The organism is Bacteroides caecigallinarum (assembly GCF_016901995.1).
Taxonomy (GTDB): Bacteria; Bacteroidota; Bacteroidia; order Bacteroidales; family Bacteroidaceae; genus Phocaeicola; species Phocaeicola cellulolyticus.
The window spans coordinates 39,103-63,759 of record NZ_JACJLE010000021.1 but is presented as its reverse complement, the minus strand read 5'-3'; the positions used below and the strand labels follow the sequence as shown (position 1 = coordinate 63,759).

The 24,657-nt window shown below is 39.1% G+C and carries 14 protein-coding genes and 1 pseudogene; 5 read left to right on the top strand and 10 right to left on the bottom strand.

What is annotated here, in order from left to right; translation table 11 throughout:
- A pseudogene (locus tag H6A61_RS07340) lies at positions 1-440 on the top strand (hypothetical protein); the annotation flags it as partial.
- A gap of 83 nt (positions 441-523) precedes the next feature.
- On the opposite strand, the gene gltX reads toward H6A61_RS07340, so the two are convergent.
- Positions 524-2,041: a glutamate--tRNA ligase gene (gltX, locus tag H6A61_RS07335; RefSeq protein ID WP_154043516.1), complete on the bottom strand. Its 1,518-nt coding sequence runs from the start codon at positions 2,039-2,041 to the stop codon at positions 524-526.
- An 86-nt stretch (positions 2,042-2,127) separates the two neighbouring features.
- On the opposite strand from gltX, the gene H6A61_RS07330 reads away from it, so the two are divergent.
- Positions 2,128-4,185, top strand: coding sequence for an HD family phosphohydrolase (locus H6A61_RS07330; protein WP_204392476.1), 2,058 nt, complete (start codon positions 2,128-2,130; stop codon positions 4,183-4,185).
- A 94-nt stretch (positions 4,186-4,279) separates the two neighbouring features.
- Here H6A61_RS07330 and H6A61_RS07325 read toward each other — a convergent pair whose 3' ends face one another.
- Positions 4,280-5,515 carry an anaerobic sulfatase-maturation protein gene (locus tag H6A61_RS07325; RefSeq protein ID WP_204392474.1) on the bottom strand — a complete coding sequence of 412 codons (1,236 nt, stop codon included), beginning with the start codon at positions 5,513-5,515 and terminating at the stop codon, positions 4,280-4,282.
- A 200-nt stretch (positions 5,516-5,715) separates the two neighbouring features.
- Between H6A61_RS07325 and H6A61_RS07320 the strand changes: the two genes are divergently transcribed.
- Complete coding sequence (locus H6A61_RS07320) at positions 5,716-6,048, top strand: hypothetical protein (protein WP_204392480.1); 333 nt, start codon at positions 5,716-5,718, stop codon at positions 6,046-6,048.
- A complete protein-coding gene (locus tag H6A61_RS07315; protein WP_204392473.1) occupies positions 6,045-6,689 on the top strand; it encodes a nucleotidyl transferase AbiEii/AbiGii toxin family protein in 645 nt (214 codons plus the stop codon). The genes H6A61_RS07320 and H6A61_RS07315 overlap by 4 nt, the downstream gene beginning before the upstream one ends.
- 104 nt (positions 6,690-6,793) lie before the next feature.
- On the opposite strand, the gene H6A61_RS07310 is transcribed toward H6A61_RS07315, so the two are convergent.
- The 3 genes from H6A61_RS07310 to priA all read right to left on the bottom strand — a co-directional run bounded on the left by H6A61_RS07310 (position 6,794) and on the right by priA (position 10,593).
- Complete coding sequence (locus H6A61_RS07310; protein WP_204392471.1) at positions 6,794-7,285, bottom strand: low molecular weight protein-tyrosine-phosphatase; 492 nt, start codon at positions 7,283-7,285, stop codon at positions 6,794-6,796.
- Complete coding sequence (locus H6A61_RS07305) at positions 7,282-7,992, bottom strand: phosphatase (RefSeq protein ID WP_204392469.1); 711 nt, start codon at positions 7,990-7,992, stop codon at positions 7,282-7,284. Before H6A61_RS07305 ends, H6A61_RS07310 begins: the two co-directional genes overlap by 4 nt.
- Positions 7,993-8,130: 138 nt before the next feature.
- Positions 8,131-10,593, bottom strand: coding sequence for a replication restart helicase PriA (gene priA / locus H6A61_RS07300; RefSeq protein WP_204392467.1), 2,463 nt, complete (start codon positions 10,591-10,593; stop codon positions 8,131-8,133).
- A gap of 85 nt (positions 10,594-10,678) precedes the next feature.
- Between priA and H6A61_RS07295 the strand changes: the two genes are divergently transcribed.
- Entirely contained in the window at positions 10,679-11,656 is a 978-nt protein-coding gene (locus H6A61_RS07295) for a Gfo/Idh/MocA family protein (RefSeq protein WP_204392465.1), read from the top strand.
- Between the two features lie 50 nt (positions 11,657-11,706).
- On the opposite strand, the gene H6A61_RS07290 is transcribed toward H6A61_RS07295, so the two are convergent.
- The 5 genes from H6A61_RS07290 to H6A61_RS07270 form a co-directional block, all read right to left on the bottom strand.
- A complete protein-coding gene (locus tag H6A61_RS07290; RefSeq protein WP_204392463.1) occupies positions 11,707-15,306 on the bottom strand; it encodes a glycoside hydrolase family 2 TIM barrel-domain containing protein in 3,600 nt (1,199 codons plus the stop codon).
- A 72-nt stretch (positions 15,307-15,378) separates the two neighbouring features.
- The gene (locus tag H6A61_RS07285) at positions 15,379-16,962 is read right to left on the bottom strand and encodes a sulfatase family protein (RefSeq protein ID WP_204392461.1); all 1,584 of its coding nucleotides are present in this window, start codon (positions 16,960-16,962) and stop codon (positions 15,379-15,381) included.
- Positions 16,963-17,008: 46 nt separating this feature from the next.
- Positions 17,009-18,568: a sulfatase gene (locus H6A61_RS07280; protein ID WP_204392459.1), complete on the bottom strand. Its 1,560-nt coding sequence runs from the start codon at positions 18,566-18,568 to the stop codon at positions 17,009-17,011.
- Between the two features lie 18 nt (positions 18,569-18,586).
- Positions 18,587-20,380, bottom strand: coding sequence for an alpha-L-fucosidase (locus tag H6A61_RS07275; RefSeq protein ID WP_430746790.1), 1,794 nt, complete (start codon positions 20,378-20,380; stop codon positions 18,587-18,589).
- A gap of 255 nt (positions 20,381-20,635) precedes the next feature.
- On the bottom strand, positions 20,636-24,589 hold the full coding sequence (locus H6A61_RS07270) for a response regulator (RefSeq protein ID WP_204392455.1): 3,954 nt from the start codon (positions 24,587-24,589) through the stop codon (positions 20,636-20,638).
- Positions 24,590-24,657 lie beyond the last annotated feature (68 nt).

Sequence of the window (24,657 nt, the reverse complement as noted above, 5' to 3'; positions counted from 1 at the left end):
TAAGCCAACTTTATCCGGAATATTATATCCTGAAAGTAAACGACTTCAATAAAGTGGCAAAAACTCCGCTAGAGGAATGGATTTATTATCTGAACACAGGAGAAATACCAGAAGGCGCAAATGCCCCGGGACTTGACGTGGTTAGGGAAAAACTCAAAATAGATAATATGACTAAAGTAGAGAAAGAAGCATACTACAGACATCTTGACAATATCGTAATTCTGAGAGACAATATAAACACCGAGAGGGCTGAAGGCAGGGCAGAAGGTAGAGCGGAAGGCAGAGCGGAAGGAAGGGCAGAAGGTAGAGCAGAGGGAATAGCAGAAGGTGAAAAACTAAAACAAATGGAAATAGCCCGTAATATGAAGAAAATTGGTATAGACTTAGGCACAATATCTACAGTCACCGGGCTATCAGAAGAAGATATAAGAAAGATTTAAACTCTTTTGAAAACAAAAATATGGCATGCCAGAAGGATTTATCACCCTCAAAGCATGCCATATTTGTTTTATTATTATGAAAATCACTTCAGAACTTCAACAGCCCTGCGCATACGTCTTACTGTTTCTTCTTTTCCAAGAACAGATGAAATGTCGAACATATGAGGACCCTTACCCTCGCCTACCAATGTAAGACGGAAAGCGTTCATAATATTACCGGTATGGTAACCCATATCCTCAATCCACTTCATAACGACTTCTTCCTGATGAGTCAGAGAGAAATCATCCAAAGATTCAAGCAAGTCAGCAAGTTCTGTCATGCACTTGGCAGAATCTTCTTTCCAGCGTTTCTTCACTGTCTTTTCGTCGTATTCTTCAGGAGCAACGAAGAAGAACTTACAAGTGTCCCAAAGTTCTTTTACAAAGCTTACACGACCCTTCATCAGTCCGACTACTGTAACCACTGTTTCCATCGGAACATCAATACCATGTTCCTTAATAACAGGCATAAACAGTTCGGCTAGTTCCTTGTCGTCCTTCATTATTATATACTCATGGTTGAACCAACGAGCTTTTTCGTAGTCGAATTTAGCTCCGGCTTTGCTGCAACGGTGCAAATCGAAGAGTTTTACTAGCTCATCAAGCGACATGATTTCCTGGTCGTTACCCGGATTCCAGCCCAATAGAGCTAGGAAGTTGATAACAGCTTCAGGAAGATAACCTGATTCGCGATAACCAGAAGATACTTCACCTGTCTTAGGATCATGCCATTCCAATGGGAATACAGGGAAACCAAGACGGTCGCCGTCACGTTTGCTCAACTTACCGTTTCCGTCCGGCTTAAGAAGCAAAGGCAAATGAGCGAACTCAGGCATAGTGTCTGCCCAACCGAATGCTCTGTATAGAAGTACGTGAAGAGGAGCAGAAGGCAACCATTCCTCACCACGGATTACGTGAGTAACTTCCATCAAGTGGTCGTCAACGATATTTGCAAGATGGTATGTAGGAAGCTCGTCAGCCGACTTGTACAGCACTTTATCATCAAGGATTGACGAATTGATAACCACATCACCACGGATAATGTCATTTACATGTACATCTTCGTTTGGCTCTATCTTGAAACGTACTACATACTGTTTTCCTTCAGCAATAAGTGCATCCACCTCTTCCTTGCTCATTGACAATGAGTTGCGCATTGAAAGACGTGTAGAGGCATCGTACTGGAAGTTAGGTATTTCCTTTCTCTTGGCATCAAGTTCCTCAGGAGTATCGAAAGCAATATAGGCTTTACCGCTATCAAGCAAAACCTGAACATATTTCTTATATATATCACGACGTTCCGACTGGCGGTAAGGTCCGTAGTTTCCACCAAAACTTACGCCTTCATCGAATTTGATACCCAACCATTTGAACGATTCGATGATATACTCTTCCGCACCGGGAACGAAACGGTTTGAGTCAGTATCCTCTATACGGAAAATAAGGTCTCCGCCATGCTGACGGGCAAAGAGATAATTGTACAAGGCAGTACGCACACCGCCGATATGCAACGCACCTGTAGGGCTAGGCGCGAAACGAACTCTTACTTTTCTTTCTGACATATTGATTTTCAACTAAAAATGTTTTGCAAAAGTAATCTAAATTTCCCGTTTTTTGCTTATTTTGCAGCCAAAAATATACTTTGGTTATGAAAACTTCACTGAAAGACAATACTTTCTCATACAAAGAACTATTATTCAAATGTGCAATCTTCATTGTCACTGTTTCCGTCATAGTCTATTTCATGCCTAAGGAAGGCAAATTCAACTATCAGTTCGAATTGAACAAACCGTGGAAATATGGTTTGCTACAGGCTTCATTCGATTTCCCTATATATAAAGGAGAAGAACAGGTAAAAGCAGAACAGGACAGTATTCTGAAGTTTTATACTCCTTATTATCAGCTGAATACTGAGACATCGCAGGAAATGATCTCAAAGCTGAAAAAAGACTATAACGATAAAGGGATGATAATAAAGGATTATGCCAACTATCGCAAGTACGTGGAAAACACGTTGAAAGAGATATATGAAACCGGAGTCATCTCGCCTACCGACCTTGAGGAGCTGAAAAATGAGGGAGCCTCAACAATACAGGCCATCAGTCATAACACTGCTGCACAAAGAAGTGTTGACGAACTTTATACCATAAAAGAGGCATATGAGAAGCTTATTAACTCCGATACCATACATTTCAACAGAATTCTGTTGCAGCAATGTAATCTGAACGATTATATCACTCCAAACCTTATTTATGACTCGGAGAAATCCATGACAGCCAGACAGGAACTTCTGTCGAACATTTCATGGGCTACCGGATTCGTCATGAACGGACAGAAAATAATCGACCGTGGAGAGATTATAGACCAGAAGAAGTTTGACATTCTGAAATCCATGCAGAAAGAATGGAACAGCAGAAGCGAGACTGTAACGGAAAAACGACTCACGCTATTGGGACAAATTCTGTTTGTGTCTATAATGATAGCTTTGTTTATGGTATATCTTGAGATATTCCGTTGCGATTTCTATAAAGTAAGGGGTAAACTATATCTCCTGTTCAGTATCATCACTGTATTTCCGGTCATAGCATTCGTTATGGTGGAACATGCATTCTTAAGTGTATATATAGTACCGTTCGCTATGATACCTATGCTTATCAAGATTTTCCTCGACTCGCGCACGGCATTCATGGCGCATATAGTGACAATATTGCTTACATCAATTGCACTGAGAACACCGCATGAGTTCATTCTTTTGCAGGCTGTAGCAGGCATGGCGGCGATATACAGTCTGAGGGAACTGTCGCAACGCTCACAGTTGCTTAACAGTGCACTGATAGTGACGCTGACATACTCACTGCTATATCTTGCTCTTGACCTTGTACACGTAAGCGAAATAGCACAGCTGAGCACTTATGTATATATGAACTTCATAATAAACGGTCTGCTACTGCTGTTCACATATCCGTTACTGTTCATACTGGAAAAGACCTTCGGATTTACATCGAATGTTACTCTTGTAGAACTTTCGAACATAAACACGAAGCTGATGAGGGAAATGTCAGAAACAGCCCCCGGTACATTCCAACATTCATTGCAGCTTGCCAACCTGACTGCTGCTGCCGCCAACCGAATAGGTGCTAACAGCCAATTGGTGCGTACAGGAGCAATGTACCATGACATAGGCAAGATGTTGAATCCTGCATTTTTCACAGAAAACCAGTCGGGAGTCAATCCGCACGACCAGCTAAACTACAAACAGAGTGCCCAGATTGTGATAAGCCATATAACAGACGGACTGAAACTTGCGGACAAGCATAACCTACCAAAGGTGATAAAGGAATTCATCAGCACTCACCACGGCAACGGGCTTACAAAATATTTCTATATTTCGTATCAGAACGAACATCCTGACGAGGAAGTTGACAAGACAGTTTTCCAATATCCTGGACCTAATCCTTTCACAAAGGAACAGGCTATACTTATGATGGCAGACTCGGTGGAAGCAGCTTCAAGAAGTTTGCCTGAATACACAGAAGAGAGTATTTCCGCCTTGGTAGATAAGATTATCGACTCGCAGGTACAGGAAGGCTACTTCAAGGAATGCCCTATCACATTCAAGGATATCGCTACTGTAAAGAGTGTGTTCAAAGAAAAGCTGAAAACAATGTATCACACCCGAATAAGTTATCCGGAACTAAAGAAATAGTTTGAGTCACACGTACGTGTGACGGTAGTGACACAAACGTGTGACAAGTGTGACACGAACGTGTAACGATCGTCACACGAACGTGTAACTGTATCTATTCTTGTACAATTTCTCCATTACGTATTGCCTCCATAACATTTGCAGGGGCACGCTGTGCAAGCAGTTCTTTCTTCATATAGTCCATATAAGGAGCCACATGCTTGAAGAACTGATAATATCCCTTACACAGGTAGTTCAGTCCCGGCTCTCCGGTTGCTGTCTTCGCAAAGCGGTTCTTAGGGCAGTCGCCATTGCATGCGAACAGGAACTCACACTCCTTACACTGTGTAGGCAATGATTTCTGTTTCATCAGCCCGAACTCCTGCTGTCTTTCGCTGTACATCATCTCCACCAGAGTCTTCTGATAGATATTACCCAACTTATATTCAGGGAATACATAATGGTCGCACGAATAGACATCGCCGTTGAACTCCATCACTCCGGCATGTCCGCATGTCTTCGCCATGGAACATACGCCCGGTTGCTCCCCTACCCAGTTGGCAAGTGTAGAATCAAATATCTGAATGAAATACTGTCCTACATCGTTCTTCACCCATTCATCGAAAAGTTTGCAAAGGAAGTTTCCCCACTGCTCAGGTGTAACAGAGAAATCTGCAAGTTTATCTCCTTCCTGCATAGGTGATGCCAGATGACGTCCGTCACTATGCTTGAATATTCTCTCTACGATTGGTGCGAACTGGATATAATGGCAGCCTATGGACTTGAAGAAATTATAGAACTCCACCGGATAATCGGCATTATAGTCGTTCACCACAGCCATGGCATTCCATTCCACTCCATGCTTGTTAAGCAACTCAATACCACGCATAACCTTTACGAATGAAGGTAACCCCTGCTTGTTTCTGCGATATTCATCATGAAACTCCTGAGGACCGTCTATAGACACCCCCACAAGCCAGTTGTTTTCCTTGAAGAACTGACACCACTCGTCGGTAAGCAATGTACCGTTAGTCTGAATGCAGTTGTCAATAGTTCTTCCGCCGGCATACTGTTTCTGAAGTTCAACAGCCTTCTTGTAGAAACTTAGCGGACGCATCAATGTTTCTCCGCCATGCCATGTGAAAAGCACTTGAGGCATAGTCTGCGAACCGATATATTCCTTTATGAAGCGCTCAAGTAGTTCATCACTCATCACGTGCTTCGAAGTGTCCTTATATAAATTCGATTTTTCCAGGTAATAGCAATAATCGCAAGCCAGATTACATACCGCTCCGACAGGTTTTGTCATCACGTATAGCGGTTTGGCAAAAGGTGCAAATGTTTGTTTCATGGTGTATAATATTGTTTTTATCTTACTAATGATGCAAAGGAACTGAAATATGAGAGTATGTGCAAATAATTTATAAGAAAAGAACATTATAACAGTAGTCTTGGTTTAACTGATTATGTTATGAGAGAAAAATAAACAAGATTAATTTGCAATCAAAAATAATAATGCATATTTTTGTAACATTACTTAGAACACCAGCCATGTCATATGACGCAATAAAACAAGAATTATTGACAAAACTAAAACAAGAGAATTGTTTTTGGTCATACAATACGGATTCAATCAATGATATTTCTGACGAAATTTTGATTGAAAAAACTTTATTGCATCTTGATATAGAAGATATCAACAGGCTATTTATAATATACCCTTTCAAAAAAATAAAAAAAGTATGGCTGGAATACCTCATTCCACGCGAAGAATATCTTTATACCCTCAACCGCTTTTTTGCATGGTATTATTTTAAAGCAAAAAAACCGGATACTTATATAAAATCCATGGCTACGCGTCATTTTAATAAAATGTTATCATGAAAGGGTTAGCTCCACATACTCAGCAAGTTTTCGAAGCCGTTTCCAAACTCGAATGCATAAAGCCATTTCTTTTAGTAGGCGGCACAGCCTTATCATTACAAATAGGTACAAGGCAAAGCGAGGATTTGGATTTTATGAAATGGAGGAACTCTAAAGACGAGAAAATGGAAGTTGCATGGTATCAGATAGAAAAAGAGCTTTCTAATATAGGCGACATACAACATAGAGACATATTAGATATCGATCATGTGGAATTTATACTTAATGATGTGAAGTTTTCTTTTTACGCATGTCCTAAATACTCTCCTGTAGATAAACCTGTACACTGTTTGAATAATATCAATCTTGCAGATATAAAATCTATTGGTGCCATGAAAATGGAAGTAATGCTACGTAGAAGTAATTTCCGGGATTATTATGATATATATTCTATCCTAAAAACCGGCATACCTATTTCTGAACTGATAGCATTAACACTTAATTATTCAGGTCATAGAATGAAATCGAAGAATTTACTCGCAATACTAACAAACAGTAAACGATTTACGAGAGATGCACATTTTGAGCAACTTACTCCTATATACTCTGTAACAGCACAAGAAATAGAGGTTTATATAAAACATTGCCTTCGAAAGGAATAAATGTACCCAACTGACATTTTACACAAACATCAGTTGGATGTTTAGTTTAATAAATGCTTAAATACTATTCTTAAACTGTTTGATATAAAGTCGGAACGGTTATCTTACAAATTATCAGACATACTTCTTGAGACAGTATCCTTTATTTCCTCCAACAACCCCTGACACGCATCTTCCAGTATATCCAATACATTCTCGAAGCCTTGTGCCCCGCCATAGTAAGGGTCAGGAACATAATCAACCACCTTAGTACGGCAATAGTCTGTCATACGGCCAATCTTCTTTTCCGATTCAATGTCCGGAGCCATATCACGAAGATTTGCTATATTACGGTCGTCCATACCAAGAATGAGATCGAAATTATAAAAATCGTCTGTACATACCGGACGCGACAGATGTGTAAGACGGTAACCCCTTCGTGCTGCATGCATGCGCATACGCTCATCGGGCAACTCTCCACGATGATAAGAACTTGTTCCGGCAGAATCAACTTCTACTTCCTTATCAAGTCCTTCTTTTCTCAAAAGAGTACGCATAACTTCGTCTGCTGTAGCAGAACGGCATATATTACCGAGGCATACAAATAGTATTTTCATTTTCCTATATACTGTTTAAATCGTTCTACATCAGTGTTCATTATCAGTCCTTCAGGGAATTCTGTCTCTGCCAACAGTTGCATGGCATAGCCATACTCAGCTATATCGAAAGAAATATGTGCATCGCTTCCAAGGATGACAGGAACTTCGTATTTCTTGCACAATCGCAGAATCTCAAGATTATTGCCTCTCGCTTCCGGCTTGTTACGGCACGGTTTCAATGAACTGTTGTTTATCTCCAGAAGTGTGTGATGTTCTTTCGATGCCAAAACGAGAGGTTCAAAATCAAGACTTGCAGTTCCGTCTCCCGGATGACTTATGATATTGATGTATGGATTTGAAATCACATTAACCATGCCATGAGTGTTCTGCTCCTTAGTTCCGTGGGTATAACATAGCGAGTGTATTCCCGCAATACGAATATCCAACATACGGAGATAAAACTCATCCATGTCTATATTACCGTCGAAATCGGTTATATTTATCTCCGCGCCCAAAAGAAGTTCTATGCCGTACATCTGTCTTGGCACTACATGCAGGTTTCGGAAATAAATAGGATCACATGTTCCGGGAATACCGGATGAATGTTCTGTTATTCCCAATAGTTTCAATCCCTTTGCTGCAGCCGCCTGTGCCATTTCCTGCAATGTACTGAAGGCATGTCCGCTGGCTATGGTATGGGTATGTACGTCTAATTCAATGTTCATTGTAAGTTTGTGAGTTTTTAAGTTTGTGAGTTTGTTAGTTAGTGACGAGTTGATTGATAGGTTTTGTAAGTTTGTGAGTCCTTAAGTTTTTTGTAAACACCAACCAACTTAAAAACTTAAGAACTTAAAAACTAACACTTAATACGGATCTACATCATAATACACCATCAACGACTTGAAACGCTCATCTTCCATTATAGCCCTTTGCACCTGCTGGAGGTATGTACGTATCTTCGACATTGATGCCTGCTGTTCAACTTTTATAACTATCTTCTTGATAAACAGTGTCTGTATTCTTCCCACCGGAGGACGGTCAGGACCAAGGATTCTGTCACCTAGTCCATTTCTCAGATAGGACGCCATACAGTCGGCAGCCTGTTCCAGGACATCTTCCTTACGATGCTTGAGATATACGTATATCAATCTGTAGAACGGAGGATAACGGAACATACTTCGTTCGGCACACTGTTCATCATATAGCGCATTGTAATCATTGGTAACTACCTGATGTATGAGCGGTATGTCAGGCGATTTGGTCTGAAGTACCACCAGACCGCGTTTGTTCTTACGGCCTGCCCTACCAGACACCTGAGCCATAAGCTGGAATGCTCTCTCGTACGAACGGAAGTCGGGATAGTTGAGCATGGAATCGGCATTCAGAATACCTACTACACTCACCCTGTCGAAATCCAGTCCCTTGGAAACCATCTGCGTACCGATAAGTATATCTGTCTTTCCATCCTGAAAATCGTTGATAATCCTCTCGTAAGCAGTACGTGTGCGGGTGGTATCCATATCCATACGTGCCACAGCAGCATCGGGGAATATCTGTTTTATATCGTCCTCTACCTTTTCTGTTCCGAAGCCGCGGTTCACAAGTTCCACTCCTCCACAAGCCGGACATGACTTGGGTACACTGTATGTATATCCGCAATAATGACACGTCAGCTGATTGAGTCCTTTATGATAAGTAAGACTCACGTCACAGTTCTTGCATTTCGGCACCCATCCGCAAGTACGGCACTCTATCATAGGCGCAAAACCGCGACGGTTCTGGAAAAGGATAATCTGTTCCTTATTCTCCAGTGCTTCTCTCATCTTCTGCAAAAGAAAAGGAGAAAAATGCCCCGACATACGCCTTTTACGCGCCAGTTCCTTTATATCAACGACCTCTATTTCCGGCAACTGTATCTGCTGGTATCTTTCCTTCATTTCTACCAGAGAATACTTTCCATGAGTAGCATTATAATATGACTCCATACTAGGTGTAGCAGTACCGAGAAGAGTTTTAGCACCATATAGTGATGCAAGCATTATTGCCGCACTCCGGGCATGATAGCGTGGAGCCGGATCCTGCTGTTTATACGATGTTTCGTGTTCCTCATCTACTATCACCAGTCCGAGTCTGCGGAAAGGAAGAAAGACTGACGAGCGTACACCGAGTATCACATCATAGTCATTTTCAGTAAGCTGTTTCTGCCATATCTCCACACGTTCTGCATCGGGAAATTTTGAATGATATACTCCAAGACGTGAACCGAAGATTCTCTTCAACCGTTCGGTTATCTGCGTGGTGAGAGCAATCTCAGGAAGGAGATAAAGCACCTGCTTTCCTGCCTTGATTACTTCTTCTATCAGATGTATATATACCTCTGTCTTCCCGCTGGCTGTAACTCCATGAAGAAGACAGATATTTTTCTGATGGAATGAAGACATTATTGAGCGGAAAGCATTTTGCTGGATTTCATTAAGCGGATTCAAAGGAACTGTCTCTGTCTTTCCGGCAGTAAGACGTCCTATCTCGTAGTTATAGGTTTCAAAAATATGTTTGTCGATAAGACCGTTCAGAATAGATGCCGATGCACCGGAAGCTTCCAGGAGTGTCTTCTTTGAGACTTCGGTCAGAAGTTTTCCTTCCTGCATCCAGCCAGATAACTCTATATACTTCATCAGCAGAGCAAGTTGCTTAGGAGCACGGGCCAGAAGATCAAACTGCTTCTGAAGAACAGCCTCATCGCGCATGCTGTCCTGCAAGCGTACACGGACTTCTGTCTTCGGTTTATAGTTACGTTTCAGTTCTTCCTTCACACGGATAGCATCTTTCTCCATCAGCGATTTTATTGCCGGCAGTATATTCCTGAAATTTCCGGCACGCTCTATCTGTGTTATACACTGCTCTGTGTCAACACTCAGAATATCAAGTATGCGCTGTTCCTTAGGTGAAAGAGGTTCATCCGCCACGAAATCAGGATTATATTCCACCACTGTTTCACTCTCAAGCTTCAAGCCTGAAGGAAGAGCGGCCTTATAGACATCGCCAAGCGTACACAGATAATATTCTGCCACCCATTTCCAGAAGGCCAACTGGCGCTCCAGCATTACAGGTGTCTTGTCAAGTACCTCGGAAATATCTTTTGTCTCGTAATCCTCAGGTGCAGAATAATGTATTTTCACTACGATGGCAGTATAATACTTCTTGACTCCGAAAGGAACTACTACACGACATCCTGTCTCTACCTGTTCCTCAAGCGACTCAGGTAAAGAGTATGTAAACGTATTTGCAATGGGAAGCGGCACTATGACATCGACGAACTTTTTCATACCGCAAAGGTACAAAAAAGGACATGCCGTTGTCTCTAAATATTCCCAAACTTTTATAGCTTTGCAAAAACTAAATCTATAAATAATGAAAAAATATAAGATAGGTATAATCGGTTGCGGACATATAGCCGAGAAGATGGCTGCCACCATCAATGAAATGCAGGAAACCGAAAGCTACGCCGTAGCATCAAGAAGTATTGAAAAGGCACAAGCTTTTGCCTCAAAATGGAATTTCGGCAAGGCTTACGGTAGTTATGAGGAATTGGTTGCCGACAGTGAAATCGATTTGGTTTATATAGCTACACCGCACTCACACCATTACGAACATGCACGTCTGTGTATTCTGAACGGCAAGCCTGTATTGTGTGAAAAATCATTTACAGCCAATGCACGTCAGGCAGAAGAACTTATACGTCTGGCAGAAGAAAAGAACGTATTCATAACTGAAGCCATCTGGACACGCTACATGCCATTGTCCGTGAAAATGAAGGAACTGCTGGACGAGGGAGTTATCGGAAAGCCTTATACCCTATCAGCCAATCTTGGATATGTAATTGCAGGTAAAGAAAGGATTGCCAGACCTGAACTTGCAGGGGGTGCACTGCTTGATATAGGTGTTTATACTCTGAATTTTGCCGCAATGGCTTTCGGGAGCAATATAAAGGAAGTACATTCAGCATGCCAGTTGACCGACACCGGAGTTGACGGACAGGAAAATATCACTCTGTTCTATAACGATGGCAAGATGGCATCTCTGCAATCATCCGTTTATGCCCAGACAGACAGAATGGGGGTTATCTCGGGGGACAATGGCTTCATGGTAATAGAAAATATCAACAATCCTGAATGTATAAAAATTTTCGGCAAGGACTATAAGTTGAAAGCTGAATACAAGGCACCTGAACAGATTACAGGTTTTGAATATCAGGTAAGAGCTTCCATCGAGGCTATCGAAAAAGGATGGAAAGAATCGCCTTATATGCCACACAAGGAAACTATAAGAATAATGCATCAGATGGATGCACTGCGAAAAGAATGGGGAGTGAAATACCCTTGTGATTAATATAAAAATGCCACAAACCGATTGTCAGTTTGTGGCATTTTCTGATTTTATCAGTCTGTGTATGATATTCTCAACTTATAACTGAAAGGCATAGGGGCAATCTTATAAGTATCCAAAGTAGTCGGTCCGCAACTTCCGTTTCCGAGACCTCTCACCTGTGCATCAAGATGAAGTACTATATACGGACGCTTCTGCAATTCCCACATATGTTTGGCATTCAAAAGATCGGCATCAGTATATCTTAAGGCTGAGAATGAAACTGAACCTTCAGTTTCTATGCATATTCCGCAACCGTCTTTTCCTGTCAGCTTCAATTCACGCAAAGACTCACGGTTACCCATACTCTGCGGTTTCACATATCGTTCCACCATTTCGTCAACAGTGGTAGAATAACGTCCTATCATACATCCATCCTTACGGTCAATATAATTTTCCCAAGGTCCGTAGGCATAGTAATCTACATTATCAAGGCCTGCATTTACGGCGCATACCAATCCGGCACGATAAAGTTCCTTAGTCTTAGGAGTCAGTTTGACATCCATATCAACTATACCATTAGGAAGGAATGTATATATGATTTCAGAATCACAAAGCGATCCGCCACGCATTGTAGTGACCACTACCCTTCCGTCAGACTCCTCTACCACGTTACATGTTCCTGTCGGTTCAAGACCGTTGTCTGTAACAGAAGGACCACGATCGTTTTCTATGTAACGATGATTATCATACAGGAATCCTTGTTTTCCGTATATCACATCAAGACCGTTTATACGTAACTCTGTCATACGACCTGTAGAAGTGTCAAAAGCGGCAAAGACGAAAGCATTGCCCACTGTTATTTCCTTCTCATTCTTTTCGACATTCAGTTTTCCTACTTTGCTGTTCGATCTAAGAGCAGGAAGCATGCTTCTTGAAGAGAGTTCGAACTGTTTCTGTGCCACCAAATGTCCGGCATCCGACCATTCTGTCGGTCTGGTATTGCGAACATAAAGATTCAGCATGACTTCACTTCCATTCTTTTCTGCATTACGCAAGTTTGTTCCCGAAAGTTTCAATGCGAAATCCTGCGACATATCTGGAGAAATAGCAGGCAGAAGCATACTGTCTTTTCCTACTATATTTCCATTCTCTACAGTTTCCCAAATCAGTTCATAACCGTTCAATGTAATGAAATCGTATGTATTGTTTATATTAACCGATACTGTGTTCTTCTTTACATTCTTTTCTGCAAGAGCAAACTTAACATACTGATAAATAGCCTTAACTTCCTTCAGCTTAGGCGACTCATGACGAGTGGCAGGAACTATACCGTTAGAACAGAAGTTACCCTGATGAGGGCCAGGGAAATCATATCCCGTATGGAGACGTCCTTCATAAGTGCCGTTCAATATGTCTTTAGGTTCATATATAGCCTGATCCACCCAGTCCCATATAGCTCCACCGATAGTGGAACTACTGCTTTCAATACTTTCCCAGTACTCTTTCAAGTTACCGATGGCATTACCCATGGCATGGGCATACTCGCAGATAAACATTGGTTTGTCGAACGAATTGACATACTGACCCATCCACTCCATACTAGGATACATCTTGGAATAAAGGTCGCTGAATCTGTTTCCACCGTATTCCTTACCGTCACGTGTACTTTCGTGATGTACAGGGCGTGGGTCAAGACGTTTTGCGGCATCATAACAAGCCTGGAAGTTATTACCGCCTCCACACTCATTGCCAAGACTCCAGAATATCACACTAGGATGATTACGGTCGCGCAATACCATACGGTCAATACGGTCAACGAAAGCAGGAATCCACGAAGGCATATCGCTTATCGACTGATTTGCATGGTCTTCAAGGTCAGCCTCATCCATAGTATAAAGTCCGTAATAATCGAACATGGCATACATCTTGGCAGCATTAGGATAATGCGATGTACGGATTGTGTTGATATTGTTTCTCTTCATCAGCAACACATCCTCAAGCATTGACTCAGTAGTAACTGCACGTCCGTACAACGGATGAGTGTCGTGTCTGTTCACTCCCTTGAAGAATACACGTTTTCCGTTGATATAAACCAAAGAACCACGTATTTCTATATCACGGAATCCATATTTGGTAGAGAATGCCATTTCATCTTTACCTCCGTTACGTTGTATGACAGACACTGTATAGAGATCAGGAGTCTCTGCAGTCCAAAGCAACAAATTCTTCAGATTAAAACTTACATTCAACTTATCAGTACGTTTCTTCCCTGTGAAACTTACAGAAATAGTCTCTTCTGCAACAGTTTTTCCTGAAGGATCAGAGAGTCTTACCACTATATCCTTCTCACCGGTCTTTCCGTCACGGTTGTCAAGAGTAAGCTCTACATTCATCTTTCCATCCTTATAACCTGATTCAGGAGTCAGTTCGGAAGTTATATAATGATCTCTCACACTTACCAAAGGAGTGGAATAAATGAATACATCTCTGAAAATACCGCTCATACGGAACATATCCTGACATTCCAGATAAGAACCGTCGCTCCAGCGGAACACCTGTACTGCAAGCTTATTGTCTTTCTCTCTAACAAACTTCGTGATATCAAATTCTGCAACATTATTAGATCCTTGTGTGTATCCAACGTATTTACCGTTTAAATAAACCAATGCAGCACTGTATATACCTCCAAACTGAATAAAAGTACGTTTCCCGTTCCAGTTATCAGGCAAATCAAAATATCTCACATACGATCCGACCGGATTTATACCGTAATTCTTTCCACCGTCATTGAAACCTTTACGGGCATCAATATAAGGAGGAGTGTTAGAATGAGGATACTCCACATTACAATATATAGGTCTGTCATATCCGTGCATTTCCCAGTTTGACGGAACAGGGATAGTAGCCCAGCTTCTTACATCATAATCCTCTTTATAGAAATCAACAGGACGTTCCGAAGGCTGCGATACAAAATTAAAATACCAGTCACCGTTAAGCAATTCCACAGATTTACTCTTGGCATAGACCCATGGTGTAGCATAAAACTCCCTGTCATCCACCATCTCTGCCTCGCTTTCATAAGGAGTATAAGTGGCATGACCTTTTTCCTTGTTTTCAGCAAACATGGTTTCGTCTTCCCAATATACTTTTTCACGTGCAGCAGTCTGGGCAGATGCTGGTGCTGCAACCTTTGTTTCGGTAATTATGAAAAGTGCTGCCTCATCATTTTTTGCTTTATCGGCATCCATCATAACTACACTGCCATCGTCCTTACATACAGCCATCCAATTAGCCTTGTTCGATGGTATCAAATGTACATATTTTCCTTCCGGCAGAATAAGCCAAAGCTGCATCTCGTCTGAGCCGTTTGTCTCTACAGCCTGGACAAAGCCGTTATCTCCTGCCTGTATCGCCAGATTGTCAAACGGATTGACCAATCTGTAACTGCCGGACAAGTCTGCAATAGACCAAAGTTGTGCCTTGTCTGCTTCATTGGCAGCAGAAAGCTTGATTTTAGGAGCCACTCCGGCGTAAGTCCAAACCTTACCCTTATACTTTACGGAGCTTACTGAATACAATTTTTTACTGTCGAAACGTTTCTGTGCATTAAGTCCTACAGACGTAAATGCAAAAACCAGAATAGTGAGAATAAATAATAAACGATGTTTCATGGCTTGTTAATATATTAAAGAAATGGCAAAGTTCCCACCGAACTTTGTCACTTCTTATTTTAATAATTAAATCTATTTATTTTCCTTTAATTTCTCTTCAATAGGGTCTTTATACTGAGCCTGAAGTTTTCTGAGTTCCTTCATCATGTCTTCAGTAATCTGTTCATAACCTTCCTTACCGTAAAGATTATTCATTTCCTTTGGATCTTCCTGTAAATCATAAAGTTCCCAAGAATCAATATCATTATAAAAATGAATAAGCTTGTATCTCTCCGTACGAACACCATAATGACGTTTTACCATATGTTCAGCAGGGTACTCATAAAAATGATAGTAAAGAGACTTTCGCCAGTCGGCTGGTTTATCACCTTTTAATAAAGGAAGTAGCGATACACCTTGTATATCTTCCGGTATCTCAGCACCCGCCAAATCAAGGAATGTTGCGGCATGGTCTATATTCTGTACCATCTGAGGTATTTCTCCTTTTGCTTTAGTCTTGAAATCATCCGGGATACGCATTACAAGTGGGGTACGCATAGATTCTTCGTACATAAAACGTTTATCGAACCAACCATGCTCTCCCATATAGAATCCCTGGTCTGAAGTATAAACTATAAGAGTGTTCTTCATCAATCCTTTTTGTTCCAAATAATCAAGCAACTGTCCAACATTGTCATCGAAAGATTTCAGCACCTTTGCATAATCGCGCATATATCTCTGATATTTCCATTCTGCAAGTTCTTTTCCCTTTGGATTCTTTTTATAGAACTCATCAATGATAGGCTGATAGAAATCTTCATAAACCTTGCGGTCGTCAGGATCAAGCCTGTTAATCATAGCCTCGTATGTTGACTTCAGACGGCTATCTTTATCGGCTCTATACATCTTTGTGTCATACATGATATCCATATCCTTAAGGATGCTCATTTCCTGAGTTTTTGCAGCTTCACGACCTTCATAATCGTCATAGAAATTATCAGGCATCTCAAAAGTCTTGTCTTCATATAAAGACAGATATTTCAATTCAGGCAACCAGTTGCGATGACAAGCCTTATGATGAACAAACAGACAGAAAGGTTTATTCTTATCTCTTTGATTTTCCAACCAATTAATACTCTTTTCTGTAATAATATTGGTCAGATAACCTTTCTCGACAATAGTATCGTTATTCATCTCTATAAAGCGAGGATTATAGTAGTCGCCTTGTCCGGGAAGTATTTCCCAATAGTCAAAGCCTGTTGGCAAACTTTCAAGGTGCCATTTACCTATGATTGCAGTTTGATAGCCCGCTTTTTGAAGCAATTTTGGCATCGTCTGCTGTGAACCGTCGAAAACACATGTTGTATTATCATAAAATCCGTTTGCATGACTATGCTTTCCTGTAAACATACATGCACGGCTCGGTCCACTGAGTGAATTGGCAACAAAACTATTTGTAAACTTCACGCCGTCTGCCGCAATACGGTCAAGATTGGGAGTTTCCACAAAACGATTGTCATAACAGCTCATCATCTGCGATGTATGATCGTCAGTCATTATATATACAATGTTATACTGTTGTTCCTTTTCTTTTTTTTCTTCGGAACATGAAGTTGCCGCTACTACAGCTGCTGTGCCTGCAATATAAACCGGCAATCTATTATACATGATTTTCATGATATTATTAATAATTAAAAATTAAGAATTATAAATTAGCTGTGAATTACAAAATCTCATCAGGGAATGGAATAATCTTTCCCGTAGTTTTCATTGACGGTCTCTGTGCGTCTCTCTCTCTAAGATAATCAGATAATTCTGCAGCAAGTTCTTTTACTTTATTTGGCATCTTTACAGCCAAATCATTCTGTTCACCTATATCATCTTTAATGTTAAACAGACGCAATACTCCTGTTTCCCATGTATATATAAGGTGATAATCACCTTTTAAAATAGCCGAATATGCTCCATATCCCTCTTCTTTATTTTGAGTTTCACCCCACAGGTTCGGGAAATGCCATACCACAGCCTTATCTTTATCTGTAACTTTTCCTTTCTTCAAAGACTTCACAAAACTCTTTCCGTCTATTCTCTGTATTGTTTCATACTTCCTTACTCCAGCCATTTCAAGAATAGTTGGAAAGAAGTCCTCTATGATGACTTTCTGATCACATTCCGTATCCGGTTTCGTCACTCCAGGCCAATATACCATCATTGGTTCCCTGACTCCTCCCATAAAAGCAGAGCCCTTGCCTCCACGTGCTGGATAATTTTGGTCCCGATTGGCAATTCCTTGACGTACATTATTAAGTCCCTGCCCACCATTGTCAGACATAAATAGCAGAATTGTATTTGCAGCTACTTCTGGATTTTGTTCAAGATAATCCATAATATCACCAAGACTCTTATCCATACCTTCGACCAGTGCAGCATATCTGGACTCATTTTCATTCATCGCTGATTTCAGCTGTTCATCATATTTACCTCTGTACTTCCCGGTAAAACGTTTATCTTCGTCATACGGACTATGAACTGCATAATGTGACATATAAAGATAGAAAGGTTTATTCATCTTTACAGACTCTTTCATTTCTCTGATAGCCTCAATAGTTAGAGCTTCAGTCAAAAATATATCCTGTCCATGATATTTTTCAAGTCCATGAACAGCAAAACGAGTTCCTTCGCCAAAATTCTTAGTACCAAGATAACTTCCTGGTGCCCCATTAGCTCCTCCTGCAATATTTACTTCAAATCCCATATTAGAAGGATCAGCACCAGGAGTTGTTCGTGCTCCGAAGTGTGCTTTTCCACAATGTATTGTTCTATAGCCATTGTCTTTAAGAATCTGCGGTAAAGATGTTATAGCTGTAGCATTATTTATTTTACCCTTTTCTGCTGCAGGCTGAATTCCGTTGAAGTTCCATTCCGGCAGCTCAATCACACTACTTTTCTGGTCTGTTTTCTGATTCAATTCCAATGTCCAGTTAGTTACACGATGTCGTGAAGCATTCATACCCGACATAAGGCTACATCTGGTTGGTGAGGAAATAGCACAAGCATAAGCCTGAGTGAATTTCACTCCCATCTTGGCCAACTTCTCCATGTTCGGGGTATTGAAACGCTTATTCAATGAGGTCTGCTCATTATTATGAAATGGAACAGATGTATCCTGCCATCCCATATCATCAACAAGGAACATTATAATATTAGGCTGCTTCTGACTTGCCATTAAATCAAAAGGCACAAACACTCCACATGATATTGCAGTAATAATAATCTTTTGCATTTTGTATTATATTAGATTCTACTTTTGAACATTTATACCAAATTCGTTGATATCAACCCTAGCAGGATTTCCATTTACAGAAACTGCATCCAAACTGATAAACCTAATATTTTCAGCTCCATCAATAAATACAGTCTGAGGAATAGGGTTATTCATAATATTACTGAATTCACTGTCCTTCTTAATTGTTTTCCAATTCTTTCCATCAGTACTTACTGCAAACGAATATTTAAATGCCATATCAGGTTTTGCTTCAGCCTTGGCAGGAGCATATGTAAATGCAGAAAGAGAGACTTTCTGACCGAGATCAAGTATCAATGGAGATTTTGAAATTACTTTCCATCCGTCACGTGACAGATTATTCCATTCCTGACTAGCAACGTCATCAGTAAGCGGTTCTGCATAATACGCAGACACATTACATATATTAGCCTTGTTTCTTGAAGCAGTAAGAGTGACACGTATTTTTTCAGCCTTCACTGCCGGGAATCTGAATATTCTCTTATATCCAACTGTAGTTCCTTGTGCAACAAGTTTCCACTGTCCGTCAGTAAGGGTTTCTACATCGAGTCCTTCAACTCTTTGTCCTTTAGATATATCTTCCTGAAGCATTATCACATTTATCTCAGAGTTATCTTCTATGGCATACTCTTTCTGTTCTCCCTGAGCTGCTTTCCACAACCTATTACCATCAACAACTTTATTATCAGCAAAAGCCTCATCAAGATAAGCTCTGAATTCTTTAAGTCTGTTTACGTCTGCTTCATTAATGAGCCCTCTGGTATCAGGAGGTATATTCAGAAGTAAAACTGAATTATAACCTACAGACTGAAAATAAATGTCAGTAAGATGTTTTAGAGATTTCACCTTACTATCCTGATCCTCATGATAGAACCATCCCGGACGAATTGATACATCCACCTCAGAAGGATACCAGAACAATTCTTTTGCTTTAGCAAGAACATCTCTTCCTCCAAGATCTTTTGCCTTGCCATATACACCAAGCGCCTTATTATTTTTTTCGGCACGGGCATATACTCCCGGAGTAAGTACTGTTGCACTCCATTCAGTTTCACGTCCTATACCTTTTTCATTACCAACCCAACGTACATCATCACCCATTATAGCAGTAACCGCCTTTGGTTGTAGAGTACGTATTGTTGAATAAAAAGCGTCCCAGTCATATACCTGTTTTTTACCGTTAGGACCTTCACCGTTTGCTCCATCAAACCATACTTCATGCACTTCACCATAATTAGTCAACAATTCGGTGAGTTGTTCTATAAAGAATTTATTATAAGCAGGAGAATCACCATAACAAGCAGCATTCCTATCCCATGGAGAAAGATATACACCGAACTTCATACCATATTTATCACAGGCATTACGAAGTTCCTTCACTACATCTCCCTTACCATCTTTCCAAGGCGAGGATTCTACAGAGTGCTTAGTAGTCTTCGTTGGCCATAAGCAAAAACCATCATGATGTTTTGCTGTAATTATAACCATTTTGAATCCGGCATCTTTAAGAGTACGTACCCATTGCTCTGCATCGAGTTCTGTTGGGTTAAATAAAGCGGGGTCCTCGTTTCCATCACCCCATTCACGTCCGGTGAAAGTATTTATTCCAAAATGAAGAAAAGCTGTCAGTTCCATTTTTTGCCACTCCAACTGCTGTGGTGTAGGAACCAAACGAGATGCCATATCAACTTTCTGCTCGATGGTTATACCTTCCGGAAATTCCAGATGTTTTGTGTAATATTCTTCACTTGTTGTACAAGAACAAAGAGACAAGATAGGACACAATGCCATTGTCCTAATAATTTTTTTACAGTTCATATTATATATAGTTTTGGGATTTCCAAAGGAGGCATCAGCAAATATCAGATAAAAAGATATATAATCAAATTAAAAATTTAAGGTTATTATTTGCCGTTATTTAATTCTACTCTGCAAATATATAAAACTAATCCAATAATAATGGCATTAATATAAAACAAACTGAATAAAAAAACATTAGAAAACAAAATTCTACAAAATTACACAAGTTTGAAAGAAATATTACCTTTAATTACCATCAACTTGATGCTTTTTATATTGTGTAGGAGTAAGTCCAGTATATTGTTTAAACGATGTACTAAAATATCGTGCCGAAGCAAAACCTACCTTATCAGAAATTTCATTAAAATTCAAATCGCTCTCTTTTATTAATTTCATAGCTTGCTCAATTCTTATCTTGTTAATATAATCATTGGCTCCCATATCAGTTATAGCCTTTAATTTATTATACAATGAAGCACGGCTCATCCCTATTTGTTTACATATATAAGGTATGTCAAGTTCAGTATTGTCAAGATTTTCTATTATTGTTTGATTTAGTTTCTCCATAAAGAGTGTATCCTTTCTTGTCAAATCACTATCCACCGTAACAGATAAATTATTTCCTATCTGCTGGTAATGCAATTTAGTCTGAATCCTATTATAAAGTTTATTTACAATCTTTGCCAGCAATTCTTCCATTTCAAAAGGTTTCTCTAAATAGCTGTCCGCCCCCATCATATAACCATATTTACGACTATCATCATCGTTTCTGGCAGTAAGAAGAATAAAAGGAATATGACTTACCGATACATTCTCTTTTACAGCCTTACATAATTCGTACCCATTCATTACAGGCATCATAACATCACTCACAATTATGTCAGGAAACTCCTTACATGCTATTTTATAAGCCTGTTCTCCATCATAGGCCACCAATACGCGTTTAAACTGTTCCTTCAAATCTTCAGCCAGATAGTCAACCAAAGTAGAGTTATCATCAACTATCAATATCACATAGTCCTTCAGATTTACACTGTTAATCTTATCTTTATCAGGCATTGCTATTTCAATAGACGATTGCGATGATAGCAACTCATTTAAATAATTATTATTTTGCGGTATCTCCCCAGAAATACTTTGGACTTTAGGCAATTCAAAATAAAATGTAGCTCCTTTATCAGGATTATTATATGCGCCTATTTTTCCTTTATGCAACTCTACAAGAATCTTAGAATAAGACAATCCGATTCCTGTTCCCTCATGTTCTGTATTTCCCTGATAAAAACGAACAAACAGCTTCTCTGTATCTACATTTTTGAGTCCAATACCCTGATCTGATACAGAAATTCTTATATTCTTTCCATCTTCCGTAAACTCTGTTCTTATAATTATTTTAGCATCTTCAGGGCTATGTTTAATAGCATTCATCAGAAGATTAGACAAAATAACCATACATTTTTCTTTATCAAAAGCTACTTTACCTATATTTTGATCAAGTTGAAGCTCTATTCTGCCAGTTCTACCATCACCATCTACAAAATTAGAACTAACGTCCTCAATCCAATTATTCAAATCATAGTTTTGAATATTAAGATGAGTCATAGTCATCTCCATTTTCCTGGCATCCAAAACCATACTAATAAGATCTTTCATTCTTTGTGCCTGATGGAATGCTATATTTAACTGTTTAAAATAACGGTCTGTAGGCTGTATCGAATCAATTATTTTCTTTAATGGTGCATAAATCAATGTCAACGGTGTTCTAAGTTCATGACTTATATTTATTAGAAATCTTACTTTCTCTTCATAAATCTTTTGTTCATGTTCTTTCAACATCCATTTAATACGACGGTCCTTTTTACGCAATGCTGCAACTATTACCAAGACAACAAGACACAAAAACAAAATAGACAAAATCATAATAAACCACCAAGATTTATACCAAGGTGGAAGTATTACAAGGGTCAATACATTTCTATTTTGTGCCCATCCTCCATCTTTTTTTGTGTAACTAACCATTATAGGATATTTTCCGGATGCAAGCGAAGGAATGCTCAACTCACTATTATAACTTGTAAAGGCGTTTTCTGAATGACTATCCAATATATAATGGAACTGACGTGGACGAAGTATATCATCTCCTTCAACTAAAAAACGTATCTTAATGTTACGGGAATTCCATGGCAACGTAACTTCTCCATCTTTTATACTATTCATCATATTTATCCCACCAACAGAGAATTCCAAAACAGTAACATTAGCTTCTTTCATCTCATCAGGTCTCAGATTAAAAGCCTCAGATTCAACACTTAATAAGCCATTGACTCCTCCCAAATAAATCCGTTCCGAATTAGATAAAAGTTTAGGTTTTTGCAAGTATTCGTTTTTAAGCAAGCCATCAGACTCACCATACAATATAAACTTCTGATCTGAAGGATAATAAGCGAAAAGTTCCTGTCCGGCACCAATCCAGACACGCCCTCTTTCATCACATAAAACAGACTTAGCCTCTTTAAAAAGTGAGCTTTTAATTTGTGATAATTCTCCATTTTTAAATGTATAAAGTCCTTTTCTTCCTACAATCCACAGAACTCCATTACAATCTATTGATGCAGAATTAATAAAATAAGTAGTATCAGAGTGAAATACAGAATGAATATGTTTGCCATCTTTCTGTATTCTAAAAATAGTCTGAGTATTATAAAAATAAGAATATAGACTATCTCTACCCATATAACACATCATCCTAAGCGGTATTTTAGGATTAGCGTTTATTAATTCCTCAGATTTCCCTGTTGGAATATTATATCTTACCACTGGGTTTGTCAATAAAAGGATAGAGCTTTCTGTTTCATTATAAAGATTAGTCGAAAGCCTGCTGTACTTTATATAATCACTCAATTTATCCTGAGTTAACTTAAACGAGCGCTTTACTCCTGTCTCTTTGTTAAAGAAAAACAGGCCTTTAGAGAAAATCGATACTAATAATTCAGTAGATGAATACTTACAAATAGATACAATCTTATCTCCCCAAGTAGTAGGATAATGCTTAATGGTATTATTTTTTTCGTCTAACCTGTTTATACCACCACCATCTGTACCTATCCATATATAGTCAGAATCAGCTTCTTGAAACAATGTAAGTACAGTATTCTCACTTAAACCATTGTTATTGCCTAATGCAACGCTTGAATATGTTATCATATAACTCAATCGTGCATTAACCAATCCACCTCGAGTAGTAGCAAGCCATATATTATTACCATTTCCGCTACCGTGTATATTAAGAATTGTATTAACTGGCAGTGTATGTATATTACCTGATTCATGCTTTAAGACTTGAATATTTCCGTTTTTAGGATTTATAATATTCACTCCACCACCATCAGTTCCGACCCAAATTCTATCATTAATTAAAGTCATACACAATACCAACTCGCTACTTAAAGTGGAGTTTTGAGGCGTATATTCTGAAACCAGAGTTCCATCTTTAGCAATTTTCTTTACGCCGTTATTATAATCTGTAACCCACAGAAATCCTTCATTATCAACACATAAATCAGAATAATTATTCTTTTCCAAAGATGGATTTTTTATTATTTCGTTCTTTTTTATATCATATAATATAACTTTGTTATTACGATTTGAACAAACCAATGTATTATTATCCCAAAATATCATTCTTTTTATTGAAAAATCAGCCTTATTGCTTATTTCGGAGAAAAGTTCTAAAGATTTGGTTTTATAACTATATTTATACAACTTGTTATTTACGCCAAATAATAGTCCATCCTCTGTTTTACAGACTGCTCCAGCCACCATCGATTGTTTATTCTCGAAATAATATGGCAAAAAATCATCTTTTTGCTTTGAATAAAGCAATACTCCATTAGTAGTAAGAAACCAAAGCTGCCTTTCATTATCTTCTACAATTTGGAAAATTCTTTGATTTGATACTCCTGTCTCTAAAGAAGGGACAAAATAATGCTTTAGCTCAAGACCATCGTATCTAATAATTCCATTTGAGGTATCAAGCCAAACAACACCGTTACTTTCCTCAAAAACATAATTAACATAAGATGGCATTCCTTGCCTTAAGCCTATCTGAGTAAAGCTGTAACTATTTCTTCCACTTAATTTATTACAAATAGAGATACTTACTATAATAAGCAAAAGAATATTTTGTAATGTATTTTTCATATATTATTCCTTTATAAGACAAAGGTAAAAAAATATTGGAAGATTTTCAATAATAAAATTTTTAATTA

What these genes read in the sequence shown, in the direction of transcription:
- H6A61_RS07285 (WP_204392461.1), bottom strand. Translation starts at nt 16,962, where the DNA reads ATGAAAATCATGTATAATAGATTGCCGGTTTATATTGCAGGCACAGCA.
- H6A61_RS07270 (WP_204392455.1), bottom strand. Translation starts at nt 24,589, where the DNA reads ATGAAAAATACATTACAAAATATTCTTTTGCTTATTATAGTAAGTATC.
- H6A61_RS07315 (WP_204392473.1), top strand. Translation starts at nt 6,045, where the DNA reads ATGAAAGGGTTAGCTCCACATACTCAGCAAGTTTTCGAAGCCGTTTCC.
- H6A61_RS07330 (WP_204392476.1), top strand. Translation starts at nt 2,128, where the DNA reads ATGAAAACTTCACTGAAAGACAATACTTTCTCATACAAAGAACTATTA.
- priA (WP_204392467.1), bottom strand. Translation starts at nt 10,593, where the DNA reads ATGAAAAAGTTCGTCGATGTCATAGTGCCGCTTCCCATTGCAAATACG.
- H6A61_RS07305 (WP_204392469.1), bottom strand. Translation starts at nt 7,992, where the DNA reads ATGAACATTGAATTAGACGTACATACCCATACCATAGCCAGCGGACAT.
- H6A61_RS07325 (WP_204392474.1), bottom strand. Translation starts at nt 5,515, where the DNA reads ATGAAACAAACATTTGCACCTTTTGCCAAACCGCTATACGTGATGACA.
- H6A61_RS07320 (WP_204392480.1), top strand. Translation starts at nt 5,716, where the DNA reads ATGTCATATGACGCAATAAAACAAGAATTATTGACAAAACTAAAACAA.
- H6A61_RS07275 (WP_430746790.1), bottom strand. Translation starts at nt 20,380, where the DNA reads ATGGCATTGTGTCCTATCTTGTCTCTTTGTTCTTGTACAACAAGTGAA.
- H6A61_RS07310 (WP_204392471.1), bottom strand. Translation starts at nt 7,285, where the DNA reads ATGAAAATACTATTTGTATGCCTCGGTAATATATGCCGTTCTGCTACA.
- gltX (WP_154043516.1), bottom strand. Translation starts at nt 2,041, where the DNA reads ATGTCAGAAAGAAAAGTAAGAGTTCGTTTCGCGCCTAGCCCTACAGGT.
- H6A61_RS07280 (WP_204392459.1), bottom strand. Translation starts at nt 18,568, where the DNA reads ATGCAAAAGATTATTATTACTGCAATATCATGTGGAGTGTTTGTGCCT.
- H6A61_RS07290 (WP_204392463.1), bottom strand. Translation starts at nt 15,306, where the DNA reads ATGAAACATCGTTTATTATTTATTCTCACTATTCTGGTTTTTGCATTT.
- H6A61_RS07295 (WP_204392465.1), top strand. Translation starts at nt 10,679, where the DNA reads ATGAAAAAATATAAGATAGGTATAATCGGTTGCGGACATATAGCCGAG.